We start from the raw sequence: 18,663 nt of genomic DNA on the forward strand, positions 1-18,663 counted from the left end.
GCATACAAAAAGCAGTTAACCAAGCAAAACATCTTTCAAAGTATGTCACGAAAAGGGAACTGTTTTGACAATTCTCCGATGGAGAATTTCTTTGGACTGTTAAAGCAAGAAATGTATTACGGGGTAATTTATGCCAGCTTTAAACAATTGAAGCAAGCAATAGAAGATTGGATACATTACTACAATCATCATCGAATTAAAACGAAACTTGGTTGTAGTCCTATTCAGTACCGCGAACAGATGACCGCATAAAAAATACCAACCAGATTTCTCTGGTCGGCATTTGGTCTAACTTTTGGGTCTCACTACAATGATTTTCTGGCTTTTTTTATTTGCGTCGATACATTTTAGTTAAATCAAGCATCAAATAAATCAGCAATAATGCTGTGATAATTACCGCAATAAGATTGGCAATATCATTATGGAAAAGAAAGCTAAGTCCATTAATTGCTAGTGCGATTGCAATAATAATTAAATATTTTACCATTAAAAATCTCCAGTTCTATAGTGCGCCATCTTGAATAATTTCTGTTTTATAACCATCTGGGTCTGTTAAAAAATAATAAAATGGATCTTCACCAGGAAGTCCTTTTAATTCAGTCACTGTGTAGCCAGCTTCTTGATGTTCTTTTAGTAAGGCGCGGACATTCGGCACCCCTACAGCAAGATGACCGTAACCATTTCCTAAATCATAAGCGTCCTGTTGGTCATAATTATATGTTAATTCTAATTCAAAGCCACCTTCTTCAAAAGCCATATAAACAAGTGTGAATTCAAAATCCGGAAAATCTTTTCGGCGGACTTCCTTTAAACCTAGTGCTTTTTCATAAAAAGTAATTGATTCAGTCAAGTTTTTCACTCGAATACACGTATGTAACATTTTAGCAGTCATTTGCTCTTCCTCCTTTTAAATTTCTTTCTCCATTGTAGTATATCAGCGGAATGAATACAAATAAGGTATATTGAAGTAAAACGGTAATTTCGGTATAATGAGTGTGTGCAGAAAGGTGGAAATAAGATGACGGAAATTAAACGAATTATGACTGGCGAAATTCAAGAAAATTGTTATATTATTTATCAAGATAATGTTGCTTTAATAATTGACCCAGGTGCAGAAGCTAGTAAAATTAAAGCAGAAATTGCAAAACTTCAAGTAACACCAATAGCGGTTTTGTTAACGCATTGTCATTATGATCATATTGGTGCCTTGGAAGAAATAAGGGCAGCTTATTCCATTCCGGTTTATGTTAGTCCAAAAGAACAAGCATGGCTTTCCAACCCAGAATTAAATCTATCTGCTCATATTGCTGGAAAACAAATCATTGCTGAGCCGGCAGAATATGAATTTAAACTTGGGGAATATAATATAGAAGACTTTCACTTTAAAGTGGTACCAACACCAGGTCATTCTATTGGAAGTTTAAGTTTTATTTTTGACGACTTTGTTATTGTGGGTGACGCTTTATTTAGAGGGAGTATCGGACGTACTGACTTGCATACAGGTGACTTTGATACTTTAATTAATAGCATTAAAAAAGAATTATTCGTTCTCCCAGATGACTTGTTAGCTTATTCAGGACACGGAGAAGTTACAACTATTGGTAATGAAAAAGAAACAAACCCATACTTCAATTAAAAAGTGGCAGAAGCGTTATTCTGTCATTTTTTTGCAAATAAATGAGAGGTGTTAAAAATGCGTTCAGATGAAGAAATTTTCAAAGAAGCAACAACAAAATCATTGTTACAGCTACTTAAAAAGAGTGAGGACTTTTATAAATATTGTTACCAAGAAATAATTCCCAAAGGACAAGAAATTAAATTAAAAGACTCCAAAAATTTCAAAATTTATTTAGTTGAGAGTGGTTATTTTGCGTACTGCCTCCAAAATGATAATGGGGATTCTGGAATTATTAGCTTTGTTGGGGATGAAGTTGCAGTTAATTTAGTACCACTTATTAAAGAAGAACCAGAAGACTCAATTTTGCGTACTTTAACCAAAGTACATTGCTGGGTACTTGATTCTGATTTTGTTGAACGTATTTTGGACGAAACCAATCAGAAATCACTATATTTACTAGCGAATTTACTTTATACGAGAAAAGTTTATTTTAAAGCGAGTAAGCGAACTTTTATGAAAAAAGAAGCACGGATTCGGGCTTGTTTGAAAGAGATGGGTTTATACCTAGGACGAGTAACCAAAGAAAAAGAATATATTTTGCCTGAGGAAATTAATAATTTTATTTTAGCTCAATATGCAAATACAACCCGAGAGTACACTAATATGACTGTCTTAAAATTGCGCAAAGCAGGAATACTAGATGATAGCCATAAGCCATGGGTAATTAAAAAAATAGATGATTTATAAAGTAGGGAAATCTCCCAATTAAAGCAATAAACACCTAAAGAAATTGTCACAAAAAAAACTTATTTATCTAAATTTAACCTATAAATTTATATTTTTTTCATAAATTGGTAGGAAAATCCTTTTTTCTTGATTGAAATGTTAGATGAATTTATAAATGACGACTCTAAGGTAATTTTTATTTATGATATTATATTTTAGAGGAGGAATTTATTTTGAATACATTAGAAAAAAGGCAACATGAAATTTTAGTTAATCCACTTCATTTTTGTAAGAAGTCTAGTGATTTTGCAAAGCACAGTATGAGTATTAAACTTTCAAAAAATGAATTGTTTGATGTAGACTTTGTAACAGATATTTATTTTGTCGAAATAGGAATCATTATGAAAGGGACACAAATTGATGATAATATAGGTTATAATCAATTATTAAAACATGGCGATATGTGTAATTTTTCATCGTTTATTTCGCCTGAGTTAAAACGCGGAATGGGTACTAAACTATTATCCCCAAGCACCAATGTTATTACAGCAGTTGATAGAGATTTTTTCGTTTTTATGGTTGACAAACATGTTAGTAGTGAAGTGTTTATGTTGTATCAATCCAAGAAAGAAATTATAATGTTGCAACGTCGCTGTTTGCTTAATACACTTAAAGTGAAAGATCGTGTTAAACATGTTATCGCCGCAGTTGGCTACGAATATGGAATTTCTAATGGAACGAATATACAAATTCCATCAGAATTATCAACGACATTTTTATCTAAGTTTATGGGAATAACTAGAGAATACCTATGTCTCACTATGAGCGAATTAAAAAAAGAAGGATATTTACTTAATACGAAAATTCCCATCGTTATAAACGTTGAAAAATTATTTAACGAAATTCCTTATGATTCTTTGATTTTATAAACTTTAAGAGGATAGTCTAACGGCTGTCTTCTTTTTTATGCTAAAATAAAGAAAAAAGAGGAGATTCATAATGAGTGATTACTTGGAAATTCCTGAATTAAATAAAGCTTTTCCGTTTCGGTCATTCATCAATGAAGGTGAGGTTCTTGTTTATCCGCACTGGCACAAAGAAATCGAGATTATTTATGCACTCAAAGGTAGCTTGAATTTAGGAATTAATGATATGCCAATTCAGCTAAAAGAAGGGGAAATTCAAGTTATTAATGGAGGAGATGTACACTATTTTTTAGCTTCTCCAAATAGTGAACGAATTGTTATTCAGTTTGATTTAAGTTTATTTCAAGAAGAGATGCAAATGGATATTGCAGGAAAAACTCTTCGTGAAATGTTGGCGGAAATGGCTCATTTGAGTAGAGAGTGGCCAGAAGAAGTGATAACAAAAATGCAATCGTTAATTATGGAAATACATACGGAATCTAACACTAATAAGCCAGGGAAACACTATATTTTGAAAGCAGATTTGCTATCTATTATTGTACTTATTTACCGTGAAATTCCACAATTAAAAACACAGCCTGTTAGCGTGATTTCTGAGCAAGCTGTTCTTAAATCACAAGAAACCTTACATAAATTAGAGCAGATTTTCTCTTATGTGGAAAAACATTATCAAGGCCCTATTAGTTTGCAAGAAATGGCTGATCATACTGGGTTTAGTACCTATTATTTTACAAAATTTTTCAAACGAAATACCGGAATGACTTTTGTTACTTTTTTAAATGATTACCGTTTGAATAAAGCCAAGTGGATGTTATTAAATGAGGCATTTCCAGTAACAGAAGTGGCAGAACTAGCGGGATTTAGTAGTGTTAAGACATTCCATCATGCCTTTAAACGAGCGATGGGAGTAGCGCCACTCAAATACAGAAAAGCAATATACGGGAATAATTAAGCAATAAAACAGGAAGAAATACCTCTAGTAGTTTTGTATGATGTAACTATCAAAACTATTGGAGGTTTTTTATATGTCATTGAAAGTTGGAATTATTGGTTGTGGAGGCATTGCAAACGGGAAACATATGCCAAGTTTATTAAAAGCTGAGAAAGCAGAAATGGTTGCTTTTTGCGATATCATATTAGAAAAAGCCGAAGCAGCAGCCGAAGTTTTTGGTGGAACAAATGCAAGCGTATACACAAATTATCAAGACTTACTCCAAGATAAATCCATTGATGTAATTCATGTTTGTACACCAAATATTTCTCATGCGGAAATTTCGATTGCTGCATTGGAAGCAGGTAAACATGTAATGTGTGAAAAACCAATGGCAAAAACAACAGAAGAAGCAAGAAATATGATTAAAGCAGCAGAGCGCACTGGCAAAAAATTAACCATTGGCTATCAAAATAGATTCCGTAAAGACTCAAACTACCTACATCAGATTTGCGAAAATAAGGAACTTGGCGATATTTATTATGCGAAAGCCAAAGCAATTCGTCGTCGTGCAGTACCAACATGGGGCGTTTTCTTAGATGAGGAAGCACAAGGCGGCGGACCTCTTATTGATATTGGTACCCATGCACTTGATTTAACACTTTGGATGATGGACAATTACAAACCAAAATATGTTGTAGGAAATAGTTATCATAAACTTTCTGAAAAAGAAAATGCTGCGAATGCTTGGGGTTCATGGGATCCAAAAAAATTCACAGTAGAAGACTCTGCATTTGGCTTTATTACTATGGAAAATGGGGCAACTATTGTGTTAGAAGCAAGTTGGGCGTTAAACACACTAGATGTAGGTGAAGCAAGGACATCTCTTAGCGGAACAGAAGGCGGCGCAGATATGGAAGATGGCTTGCGGATAAATGGAGAAGCGTATAGTCAAATGTATGAAAAGAAAATTCAATTGGATGCGGATGGTGTAGATTTTTATGATGGTGAAGGAGAGGATCCAGCATTAATTGAAGCTGAGCAGTGGTTGGATGCTATTTTAAATAATACTGAACCAGTCGTAAAACCAGCTCAAGCACTTGTAGTAACACAAATTTTAGAAGCAATTTATGAATCAGCTAAAACCGGAAAACCAGTTTATTTTAATTAAGGGGGAAGTACCTTTATGAAAGCAAAAATAGCTTTACAGTTGTGGAGTGTAAAAGAAGCTTGTGAAGATGATTTTTTTGGAACACTTGAAAAAGTGGCTGAAATGGGATATGACGGCGTGGAATTTGCTGGCTATTACGGGAAATCTGCAAGTGAAATTAAAGCAAAATTAGCAGCACTTGGACTAGAAGTTGCAGGTTCGCATATTAGTAAAGAAAAGCTTGAAACAGATTTAGAAAATGTGATCCTATTTGAACAAGAATTAGGTAATCAACATATTATTTGTCCGTATGCAGACTTTGAAACGAAAAAAGAATGGCTTGAATTTAGTTGTGAACTTCGCAAAATTACTCAAAATATCCAACAAGTTGGAATGCGATTTGGCTATCATAATCATGCTCATGAATTAGAACAATGGGATAATGACATCATTTTAGAACAGTTACTGGAAAATACACCTGAAATGTTTGCGGAATTAGACACTTATTGGTTAGAGTATGCAGGAGTTGGAGTTATTCCTTTTATTAAAAAATATTCTAACCGGGTGCCGCTAATTCATATTAAAGATAAATCGAGAACGAACAAAGAAAGTACTATTATTGGTGAAGGTATTCTTGATATTTCTGGCTACGTGAAGACGGCTCTTGACTCCGGGACAAAATGGCTAATTATCGAGCAAGAAGCATTTGAGGAAGATCCACTAACAAGTGTTTCCAAAGGGTATACGTATTTAGCGAATTTATTGGAGGAGAAGTAATATGACTCGTGTGACAGTATGGAATGAATTTTTACATGAAAAAGAGGATGACTCAGTGCTTGCAATCTATCCAGATGGAATTCATGGACAAATTGCTAGTTTTCTAGAAAAAGCTGGATTTGATGCGAAGACAGCTACTCTGGAAGAACCAGAACATGGTCTTACAGAAGAAGTATTAGCGCATACCGATGTCTTGATTTGGTGGGGACACATGGGTCATGACCGTGTAGAAGATAAGATTGTTGATCGTGTGCAAAAGCGTGTTTTAGAAGGGATGGGCCTTGTTGTACTACATTCCGGGCATATGTCCAAAATCTTTATGCGATTAATGGGTACCAGCTGTGATTTAAAATGGCGGGAAGCAAATGAAAGAGAGCGACTCTGGGTAGTTGACCCAACACATCCAATTGCCCAAGGAATTAACGAGTTTATCGAATTAGATGAAGAAGAAATGTACGGTGAGCATTTTGATATTCCAACACCGGATGAATTAATTTTCTTAGGTTGGTTCGAAGGCGGCGAAGTTTTCCGAAGTGGCATTACGTACAAAAGAGGAAATGGGCGGATTTTTTACTTCCAACCAGGACATGAATCCTACCCAACCTATCACCATCCGGAAATCCAACAAGTAATTATTAACGGAGTCCAGTGGTGCGCAGAAGGTAGAAAAACATATCCGGCATATGGAAATCATCAACCACTTGAAAAAATAGGGAGGAAATAAAAATGAAATTAGGCGTTTTTACACCATTATTTGCTAATTTATCATTAGAAGAAATGTTAGATAAAGTAAAAGCAGCAGGACTTGATGCAGTGGAAATTGGAACGGGTGGAAATCCGGGAAACCATCACTGTCCAACAGATGAACTTTTGGAAAGCGAAACAGCTCGCAAGGAATATTTAGAAAAATTTACTAGTCGAGGATTAACTATTAGTGCATTTAGTTGTCATGATAATCCGATTTCACCAAATAAAGAAGAAGAAGCTGCGTCGGATGAAATTTTGCGTAAATCAATTAAATTAGCTTCTTTAATGAATGTTCCGGTTGTTAATACATTTTCTGGAACAGCTGGAGATAGCGAAGATGCCAAAGCGCCAAATTGGCCGGTTATTCCATGGCCGACTGTTTATAGCGATATTAAAACTTGGCAATGGGAAACAAAACTAATTCCTTATTGGAAAGAAATTGGCGAACTAGCAGCGGCTTCTGGCGTTAAAATTGGTATTGAATTACATGGCGGTTTCTTATGCCATACACCATATACCATTTTAAAACTACGTGAAGAAACAAATGATGCTATTGGAGTTAATTTAGATCCCAGTCATTTATGGTGGCAAGGAATTGATCCAGTTGGCGCTATTAAAATTTTAGGAAAAGCCGGAGCAATCCATCATTTCCACGCAAAAGATACGTATTTAGATCAAGATAACATTAATATGTATGGTTTAACTGATATGCAACCGTATGGCGATGTTCAAACGAGAAGTTGGACATTCCGTTCAGTTGGTTGTGGTCATAGTTTAACAGAATGGTCAGATATTATGAGTGCACTGAGAACATATGGCTACGATTACGTAGTTAGCATTGAACATGAAGACCCATTGATGTCCATTGATGAAGGATTTGATCGTGCCGTTACAAATTTACAATCTATTTTAATTAAAGATAAACCACTAGATATGTGGTGGGCTTAACGATAAGAAGGGATGTCTTAGAATGAAAAAATATCAATTAGTAATTGTTGGTTACGGCGGAATGGGAAGCTACCATGTAACTCTTGCATCAGCAGCTGATAATTTAGAAGTTCATGGTGTATTCGACATTCTCAAAGAAAAACGGGAAGCTGCCGTGCAAAAAGGTTTAAAAATCTATGAGAGTTATGAAGCTGTTTTAGCAGATGAAAATGTAGATGCTGTCCTTATTGCAACACCAAATGATAGTCATAAAGAACTGGCTATTCGCGCACTCGAAGCAGGAAAACATGTCGTTTGCGAAAAACCCGTTACGATGATAAGTGAAGATTTATTAGCAATTATGGATGTATCAAAAAAAGTAAATAAACATTTTATGGTCCATCAAAATAGGCGTTGGGACGAAGACTTTCTTATTATCAAAGAGATGTTTGAACAAAAAACAATTGGTGAAATGTTCCACTTAGAATCGCGGGTACACGGGGCAAATGGTATTCCTGGAGATTGGCGTCATTTAAAAGCACATGGCGGCGGAATGGTTCTTGATTGGGGTGTTCATTTACTTGACCAATTATTATTCTTAGTTGATAGTAATGTGAAATCCGTCTCTGCTAATTTAAGCTATGCGCTTGGTGATGAAGTCGATGATGGTTTTGTATCTTTTATTACTTTTGAAAATGGAATTACTGCACAAATTGAAGTGGGAACGACTAATTTCATAAAATTACCGCGCTGGTATGTCAAAGGAACAGAAGGAACTGGAATTATCCATGATTGGGATTTAAGTGGTAGTATCGTTAAACCGACTGCACTTGCTAAATTATCGGAACCCACCCCAATACAAGCAGGACAAGGTCTAACAAAAACAATGGCACCTCCAAGCGAAGAAGCAACCGAGACTTTACCATTAATTGCTCCTGGCAAATTAGCTATGAGTTTTTATGATAATTTTGTTCAAGTATTAAATAATGAGAGCGAACCAATCGTCCAGAATGAACAAGTTTATCAAGTTTTAAAATTAATTGAAGCTATTTTCCAAGCTGCCGAATCAAATAAAACCGTCCATTCCATTTAAAAGATGTTTTAGCTTTTGGCTTTGTGGAAAACAATACTATGAAGATGTTTTCTTCTATTGAATACAATCTAATTAGGAGGGTTATTTCAATGAGTGAAGACAACGGTATCAAAGACAAAGCAAAAGGACTTAAAGACAAACTGGTAGGCGACGCAAAAGATCAATATGGTAAAGCAACAGATGACAAAGGAAAACAAGTCGAAGGTAAAGCACAAAAAGCTAAAGGTGAAGTAGAAGACAAAGCCGGCGATGTTAAAAAGAAATTATCTGAGTAAGTACAGATAAAGCGGATGTGAAGTAAAATTCACATCCGCTTTTTAATAACTAATATGCAAAAATGTTTTGCTAGGGAGTGTAAAATAAACTGTGTAAATAATGAATCCTAGGTTCATTGTTTATGCAGTTTTTCTTTTTTGGTACAATGAATAAAAAATGGAAAGGATGAGTATATGATGCCAAAGAAAAAGCGTGATCCTAAAACCGTTGCCCTTGCGAAAGCCATTGTGGAAGAATACCAGCCGGAGTCTGTGGAAGAGATGCAAAGTGCCTTGAAAGACGTATTTGGACCGCTCTTTGAGCAATTATTACAAGGAGAAGTGGAACATCATCTTGGGTATAGCACGCATTCTCGTGAAGAGAAGGAAGATGATAATCGACGTAATGGTTATGGGAATAAAACGGTGAGAACCAGCTATGGCGAAGTTCCTATTGACGTGCCACGAGATCGTTCTGGTACATTTGAACCACAACTTATTCCGAAGCGTCAGAAAGATGTCTCCGCAATTGAAAATAAGGTGTTAGCGATGTATGCCCGTGGCATGTCACAACGAGATATAGCCAAAACAATCGAAGATATTTATGGTTTTCAAATTTCCCATGAAATGATTTCAAACATCACAGATACAGTCCTACCAGAATTAGAAACGTGGCAGAGTCGCCCATTGTCTAAGTGCTATGCTTTTTTATTCGTGGACTGCATGTACGTAACGATTCGAGATGGTTATGAAGCCAAAGGCTACGCTGTCTATACCATTCTAGGCTATACGCTGCAGGGGGACAAAGAAATACTCGGACTTTGGCTCAATGAAAGTGAAAGCAAAAATAGATGGATGCAGATTTTTGATGAATTAAAAGCGCGTGGTGTAGAGGATGTCTTCTTCCTTTCGATGGATGGTGTATCTGGTTTAGAAGAAGGCGCTAAAGCTATTTTCCCAACAGTGGTTGTCCAGCGCTGCATCGTCCATCTCGTTCGAAATTCCCTCCGTTACGTCCCATCCAAAGATTATAAAGCCTTTACGGCTTCTCTTAAGAAATTGTATGGTGCGCCTTCACTAAAAGCCTGCCAAAGGCAATTAGAGACCTTCCGACAACAGTGGAGTCAGTATCCAGGTGCCATTGATGTTTGGATACGGAATTTCAAGCATGTGGAACAATTATTTGATTATGGCAGCGCCATCCGTAAAATCATGTATACTACGAATGCCGTGGAGAGTGTCCATGCCAGTTTTCGAAAAGTCACGAAGAAAGGCGCCTTCCCACAGGAAAACGCCTTACTCAAAGTCCTTTATTTACGCGTAAAGGAACTACATTCGAAATGGGCAGAAGAACACATTCAAAACTGGTCGCTTGTCATGAACCAGCTCCTTCTTTTGGATTCCCTTGAGAATCGTGTGTCGCATTATATCTCTATTTCTTAATTACACACTTTTCTTGACAAACCCTTTGGCTATTCTTAAAAAGAGCGTTAGTACAAGCTGTTTTTTATTTTTCGGCTAAGTAATTCATTTTATTTGGCATATTTTTGATTTTTTTATAATTAACTACCATTTTATTTTCGCTGATTAATAATTTGAACTGCGAATCTTTTGTTAACTGCTTTTCAGAGTAAAATGTTAGTTTCTTTTGTTTTCCTGTATCATCATAAACATTCGTTGCATACTTATAACCTTTGAATTGATTTATTTTAACTGGTTTTCCAGTTGTAGCTACTTTGAGGTAGTAGGGTTTGACAGCTGCATCTGAAGGTATAGCATATTCCCAAACAGCGCAGATAGCTAGAAGAATAGTAGCTAATATAATGGATATCTTTTTTTTAGTAAACATCATTCTTCACCTGCTTTCTTATATTACATTTAGTTTACAATGAAAAAATAACTTTATCCTGTTCATTAACTAACAAAATCTGCTCTCAACCTTACATTTTTGTCAGAAAGGTTTAAGAAAGTAACTTATAAGATTGTGAAGATAAAAAAAGTGAAATTGGAGCTACTAAATATAGGTCAAAAGAAAAAAATAACCACTATAAGTAGTAGTTTTTTAAAATTAGAAATGTGCGAAAAAACACATGATAAAGTAGTGAAAAAATTTTTTGTTTGCTAAAAACCTTGTTGTAATCATCTTTTTCGAGTTTTCATCATTAAAACCAAAGCACAATATCTTGCATTCACAATAAAAAAGTTATACTATATATAGTATCGAAAGCGAAATATTGCTTCATCGCCTTTTAACTTTTATTGAGGGGAATTTGCTCCTTTAAAAGTTAATTTTTTTGCTCCACAGAATAGGCTTACTTGTTCACCGGACGAATAAAAGCGCAAAAATGAATCAGATATTTTTACAACGAGGAAAAAAGGATGAAATGGGGATTGCAAATGACAACTTACATAGTAAAAGACGGGGGAAACAGAAAGCTACCTTTTGACAAAAGCCGATTGGATGGCTATTTAGAGAAAATCCATGAAGAATTTCCAAAACTTGATTTAGAAGATTACAAACGGAAAGTTTTTAATTTTGTAGAGAAAAAAGAAGATTATGCAGCAGATGAATTAGTGGATTACTTAATTCGAGAAGCGGAAGCACGTACAGATATTCATATTCCTGAATGGGAACATTTTGCAGCACGTCTTTATTTAAATAAATTATATAAAAAAGCAAGTAAAAATCGTTTTTATAATGATGATGATAAATATGGTTCTTATGTAGGGCTTCAAGAAAGTCTGGGAGAACGCGGTATTTATTCCGGAAATATCTTAAAGAACTATTCTAAAGAAGAATTAATTGAAGCAGGAAAATTAATTGATCCTGAAAAAGATAAATTATTTACTTACAATGGTTTATATTTGTTAGCTACTCGCTATTTAGCAACGGATTCTGAACGTAATGTCTATGAATTGCCACAAGAACGTTGGCTGACAATTGCGCTTTACTTAATGCAAAATGAACCAAAAGAAAAACGTATGAATTTAGTTGGAGAAGCTTACTGGGCTTTAAGCAATCTTTATATGACTGTTGCAACACCAACACTTGCAAATGCAGGGAAAGTTGGCGGACAATTATCTAGTTGCTTTATTGATACAGTGGATGATAGTTTACAAGGAATTTATGATAGTAATACAGATGTTGCTAGAGTTTCTAAGCACGGCGGTGGAGTTGGCGCATATCTTGGTTATGTTCGTTCAACAGGAGCAGCTATTCGTGGTGTAAAAGGCGCAAGTGGTGGCGTTATTCCATGGATTAAACAGCTAAACAATACCGCAGTCAGTGTCGATCAATTGGGGCAACGTAAAGGAGCAATTGCTGTATATCTAGACGTTTTCCATAAGGACATTGAATCTTTCCTAGATTTACGCTTAAACAATGGCGACCAACGTTTACGCGCACATGATGTATTTACTGCAGTTTGTATTCCAGATATTTTTATGGAAGCAGTAGAGCGCCGCGGAGAATGGTATTTATTCGATCCACATGAAGTAAAAGCGAAAAAAGGCTGGTACTTACAAGACTTCTATGATGAATCAAAAGGAGAAGGTACTTTCCGCGAAAAATACGATGAATTAGTTGCTGACGAAACAATCAGCAAAAAAATTGTTAAAGCAATTGATATTATGAAACGTGTAATGATGAGTCAGCTAGAAACCGGAAATCCATTTATGTTTTATCGTGATGAAGTAAACCGGATGAACCCAAATAAACATGAAGGTATGGTATACTCCAGTAATTTATGTACCGAAATCATGCAAAATATGAGCCCGACAAAAATGATCCAAGAAATTATTTCAGGTGATCAAATTGTTATTACAAAACAAGCCGGAGATTTTGTTGTATGTAACTTATCTTCTGTTAACTTAGGTCGTGCAGTGGTGGCGGAAGAAGAAGGTACTTTAGAGCGCTTGATTGAAGTAGAAGTACGGATGTTAGATAATGTTATCGACTTAAATGAACTACCAGTACCACAAGCGACAATTACCAACCAAAAATATCGTTCGATTGGACTTGGAACATTTGGATGGCATCATCTATTAGCACTAAAAAACATCGCTTGGGATTCTGAAGAGGCAGAAAAATATGCTGATGAATTATATGAACAAATTAATTACTTAGCTATTCGCGCTAGTAACAAACTAGCTCAAGAAAAAGGTGCCTATAAAGTCTTCAAAGGAAGCGACTGGAACACAGGAGAATACTTTGCACGTCGTAATTATAATTCACCTGAATGGCAAGAATTAGCGAAAGAAGTAGCAGAAAAAGGCTTGCGAAATGCGTATCTTGTAGCTGTAGCACCAAATATGAGTACGGCACAAATTGCTGGTTCAACAGCTTCTATCGACCCGATTTATAGTGCATTCTACTATGAAGAGAAAAAAGACTACCGTCGTCCAGTTATTGCACCAGACTTAAATCTAAGCACATACCCATACTATGAAAAAGGTGCTTACAAAGTAGACCAATTTGCAAGTGTTCGTCAAAATGGTCGTCGTCAACGTCACGTAGACCAATCATTAAGCTTTAACTTCTATGTACCAAGTGGTATCAAAGCAAGTAAACTACTTGAACTGCATATGACAGCTTGGAATGAAGGGCTAAAAACGACATACTATGTTCGCTCAAATGATATTGATGTGGAAGAGTGCGAATGGTGCTCTAGCTGATAAATCTCTAAAACATGTAGAAATAACATAAAATAAAAGGGAGGGCTTGCCAAAATGGCTGACCAAAAAGAACAACTTACACGTATTAAAATTTTAGAACCTTTATTTCCTAATCGTTCTACTTCCATCATAAACGGAGAAACTAGTGGGATTTTGAATTGGAATGATATCCCTTATCCATCTTTCTACCGTGCTTATAAAGAACTTTCTACTAACTACTGGATTCCAGATGAAGTAGATATGAAAAGTGATGCAAAGCAATATCCCGCTCTATCAGAACAAGAAAAATATGCGTTTGATGCGATTATTGGCTTGCTCGCAACACTAGATTCTCCGCAAACACGTTTTATTTATAATATTGCGGAATATATTACTGATCCAGCTGTCCATGCGAATGCAGCAATTATCGCTCAACAAGAAGTAATCCATAATGAAAGTTACTCTTATGTACTTGCTTCTATCACAAATTTACAAGAACAAAATCGCGTATTTGAACTTGCGAGAACACATCCAACAATTATTAAACGTAACGAACCAATCATGGAAGCATACGATGACTTTATGAATAATAAAACAGGGGAAACACTTGTAAAAGCATTAATTCAATCTTCTATTTTAGAAGGAATTAATTTCTATAGTGGTTTTGCATACTTCTACAACCTTGTTCGTCAAAATAAAATGACTGGAACAGGGAAAATCATTAGCTTTATCAATCGTGATGAACTAGCACATTCCAAGTTTATTTCAGAAGTAATCCGGGCAATCCTTGGCGAAAACCCAGAATTACAAACAGAAGAGCTAGTGGAATATACACACGAAGCTTTCCGTCACGCTGTAGAACTGGAAACAGAATGGTCTGAAGAAGTTTTACAAGGTATTGAAGGTATTGATGTGGAAGAAATGGTTGACTACGTGAAATACCGTGCCAACAAAATGCTAGGAATGCTTGGTATTCCAGAACTTTATCCAGGACATAGTGAAAACACAATGACATGGATTAAAGCTTATGCAGATAATTTTACAGAAACAAAAACCGACTTTTTTGAAATGCGCAATTCAAGCTATAAAAAAACGAATTTGGATAACGGATTCGACGATCTATGAGAATTCTGTTAGCCTATGATTCTTTAAGTGGTAATACAAAAATGGTGGCTGATGAAATTGAAGCGATTTTACAAAGCGAAGGACATGATGTTGTGTCCTTTCGCGTATCGCCTCTAGCCGAGTATCCGCTTGAAGAAGATTTTGACTTGTACGTGTTGGGGGCATGGACAGTCGACTACGGAAGAACGCCGCCAGATATGAAAGATTTTATCGCGGAATTAGCCGTTAAACCCAAGAATGTAGCCATTTTTGGCACTGGGGAAACACAATGGGGTATGGATTTTTATTGCGGAGCCGTTGACCGAATGGCAAAATACTTTGGAACAAATTATCCAACTTTAAAAATAGAACAAATGCCACACACTGAACAAGATGTGGCTGATATAAATAATTGGGTCAAGGAAATTTTAACAATAAGGAGTGGAATTAAATGACAAGTATTGAAATTAAATCAGCTGAAGAGTTTGCAGCTCATATTAATGGAGAAGAATTAGTATATGTAGATTATTGGAAAGACAATTGTCCTAATTGTAAAATGCTTGACCTTTCTTTTGATGAATTCAAAAATTCTGAAATCGCGAATAAAGTGAAAGTATTAAAAGTAAAATTAGAAGAAATGGGTGAAAATTTCTTTTTTGATCGTGATGTACAACAAACGCCTACACTAGTATTATACAAAGGCGGCGAAGAAATCCACCGTTTAAATGGATTTATTCCTCCAAATAAAATTGAAGAAGCTATTTCTCTTAATGCATAATCACAATAAGTGACAGGTCCTATCTATAGGGACTTGTCGCTTATTTTTGCACTTCATTGCGCAATTATTCACAAATTTGTTTTATGTAAGGAGCTAAAATTTTGAAAGAATTACAAGATGAAATCACTATGTTTCTGAAAGAACGTAATTGGTTAGATCAGTATAATCATCCAAAAGATCTTGCGCTATCATTATCACTAGAAGCAGCAGAATTGCTCGAATGCTTTCAATGGAAAACCGATGAAATAGCAGTGAAGGAAAATCGGGAAGAAATACTGAAAGAAGTGGCAGACGTGATGATTTATGCTTTGCAAATTGCGGAGAGTTTAGGAGCAGATGCAGAGGAAATTATTCAGTTGAAATTAGCCGAAAATCGTACAAGAACTTGGTCAAAGTAAATTTAAAAGCAAAAAATAAAGCTACTTTACCTTCAAAGATAAAGTAGCTTATCAGTTTAGAAAGAATAGGAACGTTTACGGCGTTTTTTGGAACGAATCATTGTAAAAATTCCTGCGATTATTAGAATAAGGGAAATAATACAAACACCAAAGCCGATAAGTCCGGATATGCTAAAGGAAACACCAAAGCCAATCAGACCAACAAGAAATATTACTAAGCCAGCTAATTTCATATATAAACTCCTTTCAGAATTCTTATCTCTATTATAAAGGAATTAACAGGAAAAAATAAGACTTTAAAAATAAAAAAATTTTAAAGATGAAAGTTATTGATAGAGCATAGGTTCGCATAAAAAGAAAATAGTCAAGACTGCAAACGAAAAAAATTATCTGTTATAGTAAGATAGGAAGAGAAGCAAGGAGGAAAACATATGGATTTTAAAGAATATCAAATTTTAGCAAACAGGACTGCAGCAACACATGAACAGGCACTGACGAATTACGGACTTGGAATTGCAGGAGAGGCCGGTGAAGTTGCCGATTTGATTAAAAAATATGCTTTTCACGGACATGATTTGAATAAAGAAGCTTTAACAAAAGAACTTGGCGATGTACTTTGGTATGTATCACAAATTGCGAAGTGGGCGGATATTAGCATGGAGACAGTGGCAGAACTAAATATTGAAAAATTAAAACGACGCTATCCACAAGGCTTTTCCACAGAGCGAAGTAAACTCCATATCGATTAAAAAAAACGTTTGTATGTAAGAAGAATTTTCCTACAATACAAACGTTTTTAGTTTTTTAGTGAGCTAGAAAATCTACTAAATAGTATAAAAATGACATATTGAATAATAGAGAAATAGAATACAAAATTCCAGAATGGCCAGTGGAAAACACCAAACATAATTTGCAGTGATTCAATGGGTTGAGTAAGTAAATGGATAGAATGCAATCGCGAAAATCGGCCAATATAAATAGCATAACTAGATAATAATATTAAGCTAATTAAAAGTAGTTGATAGCTAAGGCTACTAGTCCAGTTGAACCGTCTTCTAATTTCAGCAAGCATTTTTGCAAATGACCAAAATCCAATAAATAGACCAAAGAAAACACCAACGATAATATAAGTGAAATGGCGCCATAACCAAGGAGCAGTGGATATAATTCCTTCTGCACTATAAATTTCTAATCGTTGTAAATGCAACAAATCAGTTAAAAGATAAGGGGAATTCGGAAAAAATACCAGCCAAACAAGTGCAAGTGGCCAAAAAATCCACCAAACACGAGGTTTTTTTGTAAGAAATACAGCTATTTCAAAAGGGATATAAGCAAGCCCAACGTTTAATATCAAAAACGTATAAGTATCTGCTGTAAAATACAGTATAAGAAAATAACTAACTAAAAAAGCTCGGCAAATCCATATTGCTTTTTTCATGAATGCTCACCTCGTGCTAGCTATTGTATCATAAATGGAGTTCCTGGGTGAAACTTAACTTGCTAAATGAAACAAAAGTACTAAAGATAAACCAAATGCAGAAAGTAAAATAGAACCAACCAATGCTGCAGCAAAAGGTTTAGCGCCCATTTTTCCAAAAGAAGGCAGATGGACGTTTAAACCAAGTCCTCCCATAGCCATAGCAATTAAGAAATAAGCACAGACAACAAGGAAATCAGTTACAGTTGATGGAATGATACCAAAACTATTAATGGCACTTGTTGCTAAAAAACCAAAAATAAACCAAGGTACCGGAAGTTCTGCCCATGAAAAACGATTTTTTGTACCAACATTAACCATCTTTGCAACAACAAAACAAACTGGAACAAGTAATGCCACACGAGTCAGTTTTACAATAACTGCCATATCAACCGCTGAAGTACCACCAGGATCTGCTGCAGCGATAACATGGGCTATTTCATGAAGTGTAGCACCTGCAAAAATCCCATAACCATTAGGACCAAGCGGTAAAATTGGGTAGATAAGTGTGTAAATGATAGTGAAAATAGTTCCTAGTAAAGCAATGATCGTTGCAGCGACTGCTGTTTGATTATTATCCGCTTTTACTTGAGGAGAAATAGCGACAACCGCTGCTGCCCCGCAAATCCCAGTTCCACAAGCAACTAAAATAGCTAGTTTTTTATCTACTCCAAATAATTTAGCTAAAAAATAAACGATGGTAATCCCAAAACTAAGGCATAGCGCTGCAATAAGAAATACACGCCATCCAGCATGGTAAATATCCACTAAATTCAATCGGAAACCAAGTAAAATGATTCCAGCCCGAAGAATAACTTTATTGGAAAATTGAATACCTGTAAACCATTTTTCTGGTATTGGAATGAGAGCACGAATAATAATCCCGATTAAAATAGCTGTTACAAGTTGTCCAAGAATCATTAAAAATGGCAATTTAGCTAGAAAATACGATAGTCCAGCGATACAAAAAGTGAGTGCTATACCATACCAAAAGGTTTTCAGGCGAAATAATGATGGATTCATACTGTTACTCCTTTCTTTTATGCTTTTACTTTACCATTTCCTTTTTTATTAGTAAAATTTATATTAATTATATTATTGATA

The 18,663-nt window shown here is 35.3% G+C and carries 24 protein-coding genes; 18 read left to right on the forward strand and 6 right to left on the reverse strand.

Annotated elements, in window-relative coordinates; all coding sequences use genetic code 11:
• The coding region (locus tag HCJ50_RS07335; protein WP_185348973.1) for an IS3 family transposase at positions 1–252 on the forward strand (252 nt) is incomplete at its 5' end.
• A gap of 76 nt (positions 253–328) precedes the next feature.
• On the opposite strand, the gene HCJ50_RS07340 is transcribed toward HCJ50_RS07335, so the two are convergent.
• Complete coding sequence (locus HCJ50_RS07340) at positions 329–487, reverse strand: hypothetical protein (RefSeq protein ID WP_185348974.1); 159 nt, start codon at positions 485–487, stop codon at positions 329–331.
• A gap of 15 nt (positions 488–502) precedes the next feature.
• Positions 503–892 (reverse strand): lactoylglutathione lyase, encoded by a 390-nt coding sequence (gloA, locus tag HCJ50_RS07345; RefSeq protein WP_185348975.1) that lies wholly within the window; start codon positions 890–892, stop codon positions 503–505.
• A gap of 126 nt (positions 893–1,018) precedes the next feature.
• On the opposite strand from gloA, the gene HCJ50_RS07350 reads away from it, so the two are divergent.
• The 11 genes from HCJ50_RS07350 to HCJ50_RS07400 all read left to right on the forward strand — a co-directional run bounded on the left by HCJ50_RS07350 (position 1,019) and on the right by HCJ50_RS07400 (position 10,592).
• Positions 1,019–1,636 (forward strand): MBL fold metallo-hydrolase, encoded by a 618-nt coding sequence (locus HCJ50_RS07350; RefSeq protein WP_185348976.1) that lies wholly within the window; start codon positions 1,019–1,021, stop codon positions 1,634–1,636.
• 57 nt (positions 1,637–1,693) lie between these two features.
• Entirely contained in the window at positions 1,694–2,365 is a 672-nt protein-coding gene (locus HCJ50_RS07355; RefSeq protein ID WP_185348977.1) for a cyclic nucleotide-binding domain-containing protein, read from the forward strand.
• 212 nt (positions 2,366–2,577) lie between these two features.
• Positions 2,578–3,273: a cyclic nucleotide-binding domain-containing protein gene (locus tag HCJ50_RS07360; protein ID WP_185348978.1), complete on the forward strand. Its 696-nt coding sequence runs from the start codon at positions 2,578–2,580 to the stop codon at positions 3,271–3,273.
• Positions 3,274–3,343: 70 nt separating this feature from the next.
• Positions 3,344–4,222, forward strand: coding sequence for an acid resistance transcriptional regulator GadR (gene gadR, locus HCJ50_RS07365; protein ID WP_185348979.1), 879 nt, complete (start codon positions 3,344–3,346; stop codon positions 4,220–4,222).
• Positions 4,223–4,295: 73 nt separating this feature from the next.
• Positions 4,296–5,372 (forward strand): Gfo/Idh/MocA family protein, encoded by a 1,077-nt coding sequence (locus tag HCJ50_RS07370; protein WP_185348981.1) that lies wholly within the window; start codon positions 4,296–4,298, stop codon positions 5,370–5,372.
• Between the two features lie 15 nt (positions 5,373–5,387).
• Positions 5,388–6,128 carry a sugar phosphate isomerase/epimerase family protein gene (locus HCJ50_RS07375; RefSeq protein ID WP_185348983.1) on the forward strand — a complete coding sequence of 247 codons (741 nt, stop codon included), beginning with the start codon at positions 5,388–5,390 and terminating at the stop codon, positions 6,126–6,128.
• A gap of 1 nt (position 6,129) precedes the next feature.
• On the forward strand, positions 6,130–6,852 hold the full coding sequence (locus HCJ50_RS07380; protein WP_185348985.1) for a ThuA domain-containing protein: 723 nt from the start codon (positions 6,130–6,132) through the stop codon (positions 6,850–6,852).
• A 2-nt stretch (positions 6,853–6,854) separates the two neighbouring features.
• A complete protein-coding gene (locus HCJ50_RS07385; protein ID WP_185348987.1) occupies positions 6,855–7,823 on the forward strand; it encodes a sugar phosphate isomerase/epimerase family protein in 969 nt (322 codons plus the stop codon).
• Positions 7,824–7,845: 22 nt separating this feature from the next.
• A complete protein-coding gene (locus HCJ50_RS07390; protein WP_185348988.1) occupies positions 7,846–8,895 on the forward strand; it encodes a Gfo/Idh/MocA family protein in 1,050 nt (349 codons plus the stop codon).
• A gap of 89 nt (positions 8,896–8,984) precedes the next feature.
• Positions 8,985–9,170: a CsbD family protein gene (locus HCJ50_RS07395; RefSeq protein ID WP_185348990.1), complete on the forward strand. Its 186-nt coding sequence runs from the start codon at positions 8,985–8,987 to the stop codon at positions 9,168–9,170.
• Between the two features lie 177 nt (positions 9,171–9,347).
• Positions 9,348–10,592 carry an IS256 family transposase gene (locus HCJ50_RS07400; protein ID WP_185349033.1) on the forward strand — a complete coding sequence of 415 codons (1,245 nt, stop codon included), beginning with the start codon at positions 9,348–9,350 and terminating at the stop codon, positions 10,590–10,592.
• Positions 10,593–10,656: 64 nt separating this feature from the next.
• On the opposite strand, the gene HCJ50_RS07405 is transcribed toward HCJ50_RS07400, so the two are convergent.
• A complete protein-coding gene (locus HCJ50_RS07405; RefSeq protein WP_185349035.1) occupies positions 10,657–10,998 on the reverse strand; it encodes a YxeA family protein in 342 nt (113 codons plus the stop codon).
• Positions 10,999–11,528: 530 nt separating this feature from the next.
• On the opposite strand from HCJ50_RS07405, the gene HCJ50_RS07410 reads away from it, so the two are divergent.
• The 5 genes from HCJ50_RS07410 (at position 11,529) to HCJ50_RS07430 (ending at position 16,082) form a co-directional block, all read left to right on the forward strand.
• The gene (locus HCJ50_RS07410; RefSeq protein ID WP_185348992.1) at positions 11,529–13,823 is read left to right on the forward strand and encodes a ribonucleoside-diphosphate reductase subunit alpha; all 2,295 of its coding nucleotides are present in this window, start codon (positions 11,529–11,531) and stop codon (positions 13,821–13,823) included.
• A 54-nt stretch (positions 13,824–13,877) separates the two neighbouring features.
• Entirely contained in the window at positions 13,878–14,927 is a 1,050-nt protein-coding gene (locus HCJ50_RS07415) for a ribonucleotide-diphosphate reductase subunit beta (RefSeq protein WP_185348994.1), read from the forward strand.
• Positions 14,924–15,361, forward strand: a complete 438-nt coding sequence (locus tag HCJ50_RS07420) for a flavodoxin (RefSeq protein ID WP_185348996.1) — start codon at positions 14,924–14,926, stop codon at positions 15,359–15,361. The genes HCJ50_RS07415 and HCJ50_RS07420 overlap by 4 nt, the downstream gene beginning before the upstream one ends.
• On the forward strand, positions 15,358–15,684 hold the full coding sequence (locus HCJ50_RS07425) for a thioredoxin family protein (protein ID WP_185348998.1): 327 nt from the start codon (positions 15,358–15,360) through the stop codon (positions 15,682–15,684). Before HCJ50_RS07420 ends, HCJ50_RS07425 begins: the two co-directional genes overlap by 4 nt.
• A gap of 101 nt (positions 15,685–15,785) precedes the next feature.
• Complete coding sequence (locus HCJ50_RS07430) at positions 15,786–16,082, forward strand: nucleotide pyrophosphohydrolase (RefSeq protein WP_185349000.1); 297 nt, start codon at positions 15,786–15,788, stop codon at positions 16,080–16,082.
• Positions 16,083–16,138: 56 nt separating this feature from the next.
• Here the strand turns inward: HCJ50_RS07430 and HCJ50_RS07435 are convergent, their stop codons facing one another.
• On the reverse strand, positions 16,139–16,315 hold the full coding sequence (locus HCJ50_RS07435) for a hypothetical protein (protein WP_185349002.1): 177 nt from the start codon (positions 16,313–16,315) through the stop codon (positions 16,139–16,141).
• Positions 16,316–16,513: 198 nt separating this feature from the next.
• Between HCJ50_RS07435 and HCJ50_RS07440 the strand changes: the two genes are divergently transcribed.
• Complete coding sequence (locus HCJ50_RS07440; protein WP_185349003.1) at positions 16,514–16,831, forward strand: nucleoside triphosphate pyrophosphohydrolase family protein; 318 nt, start codon at positions 16,514–16,516, stop codon at positions 16,829–16,831.
• Between the two features lie 47 nt (positions 16,832–16,878).
• On the opposite strand, the gene HCJ50_RS07445 is transcribed toward HCJ50_RS07440, so the two are convergent.
• Together HCJ50_RS07445 and HCJ50_RS07450 are read right to left on the reverse strand one after the other, a co-directional pair.
• The gene (locus tag HCJ50_RS07445) at positions 16,879–17,520 is read right to left on the reverse strand and encodes a DUF1361 domain-containing protein (RefSeq protein WP_185349005.1); all 642 of its coding nucleotides are present in this window, start codon (positions 17,518–17,520) and stop codon (positions 16,879–16,881) included.
• Positions 17,521–17,574: 54 nt separating this feature from the next.
• The gene (locus tag HCJ50_RS07450) at positions 17,575–18,582 is read right to left on the reverse strand and encodes a YeiH family protein (protein ID WP_185349007.1); all 1,008 of its coding nucleotides are present in this window, start codon (positions 18,580–18,582) and stop codon (positions 17,575–17,577) included.
• Positions 18,583–18,663: the final 81 nt, after the last annotated feature.

The organism is Listeria immobilis (genome assembly GCF_014322765.1).
Classification (GTDB): Bacteria; Bacillota; Bacilli; order Lactobacillales; family Listeriaceae; genus Listeria; species Listeria immobilis.

Bases quoted from the DNA above. Each gene is read 5' to 3' on its own strand.
- HCJ50_RS07400 (WP_185349033.1), top strand. From the start codon at position 9,348: ATGCCAAAGAAAAAGCGTGATCCTAAAACCGTTGCCCTTGCGAAAGCC.
- HCJ50_RS07385 (WP_185348987.1), top strand. From the start codon at position 6,855: ATGAAATTAGGCGTTTTTACACCATTATTTGCTAATTTATCATTAGAA.
- HCJ50_RS07415 (WP_185348994.1), top strand. From the start codon at position 13,878: ATGGCTGACCAAAAAGAACAACTTACACGTATTAAAATTTTAGAACCT.
- HCJ50_RS07440 (WP_185349003.1), top strand. From the start codon at position 16,514: ATGGATTTTAAAGAATATCAAATTTTAGCAAACAGGACTGCAGCAACA.
- HCJ50_RS07445 (WP_185349005.1), bottom strand. From the start codon at position 17,520: ATGAAAAAAGCAATATGGATTTGCCGAGCTTTTTTAGTTAGTTATTTT.
- HCJ50_RS07375 (WP_185348983.1), top strand. From the start codon at position 5,388: ATGAAAGCAAAAATAGCTTTACAGTTGTGGAGTGTAAAAGAAGCTTGT.
- HCJ50_RS07410 (WP_185348992.1), top strand. From the start codon at position 11,529: ATGAAATGGGGATTGCAAATGACAACTTACATAGTAAAAGACGGGGGA.
- gloA (WP_185348975.1), bottom strand. From the start codon at position 892: ATGACTGCTAAAATGTTACATACGTGTATTCGAGTGAAAAACTTGACT.
- HCJ50_RS07340 (WP_185348974.1), bottom strand. From the start codon at position 487: ATGGTAAAATATTTAATTATTATTGCAATCGCACTAGCAATTAATGGA.
- HCJ50_RS07395 (WP_185348990.1), top strand. From the start codon at position 8,985: ATGAGTGAAGACAACGGTATCAAAGACAAAGCAAAAGGACTTAAAGAC.
- HCJ50_RS07355 (WP_185348977.1), top strand. From the start codon at position 1,694: ATGCGTTCAGATGAAGAAATTTTCAAAGAAGCAACAACAAAATCATTG.
- HCJ50_RS07380 (WP_185348985.1), top strand. From the start codon at position 6,130: ATGACTCGTGTGACAGTATGGAATGAATTTTTACATGAAAAAGAGGAT.
- HCJ50_RS07420 (WP_185348996.1), top strand. From the start codon at position 14,924: ATGAGAATTCTGTTAGCCTATGATTCTTTAAGTGGTAATACAAAAATG.
- gadR (WP_185348979.1), top strand. From the start codon at position 3,344: ATGAGTGATTACTTGGAAATTCCTGAATTAAATAAAGCTTTTCCGTTT.
- HCJ50_RS07450 (WP_185349007.1), bottom strand. From the start codon at position 18,582: ATGAATCCATCATTATTTCGCCTGAAAACCTTTTGGTATGGTATAGCA.
- HCJ50_RS07425 (WP_185348998.1), top strand. From the start codon at position 15,358: ATGACAAGTATTGAAATTAAATCAGCTGAAGAGTTTGCAGCTCATATT.
- HCJ50_RS07405 (WP_185349035.1), bottom strand. From the start codon at position 10,998: ATGTTTACTAAAAAAAAGATATCCATTATATTAGCTACTATTCTTCTA.
- HCJ50_RS07350 (WP_185348976.1), top strand. From the start codon at position 1,019: ATGACGGAAATTAAACGAATTATGACTGGCGAAATTCAAGAAAATTGT.
- HCJ50_RS07370 (WP_185348981.1), top strand. From the start codon at position 4,296: ATGTCATTGAAAGTTGGAATTATTGGTTGTGGAGGCATTGCAAACGGG.
- HCJ50_RS07435 (WP_185349002.1), bottom strand. From the start codon at position 16,315: ATGAAATTAGCTGGCTTAGTAATATTTCTTGTTGGTCTGATTGGCTTT.
- HCJ50_RS07390 (WP_185348988.1), top strand. From the start codon at position 7,846: ATGAAAAAATATCAATTAGTAATTGTTGGTTACGGCGGAATGGGAAGC.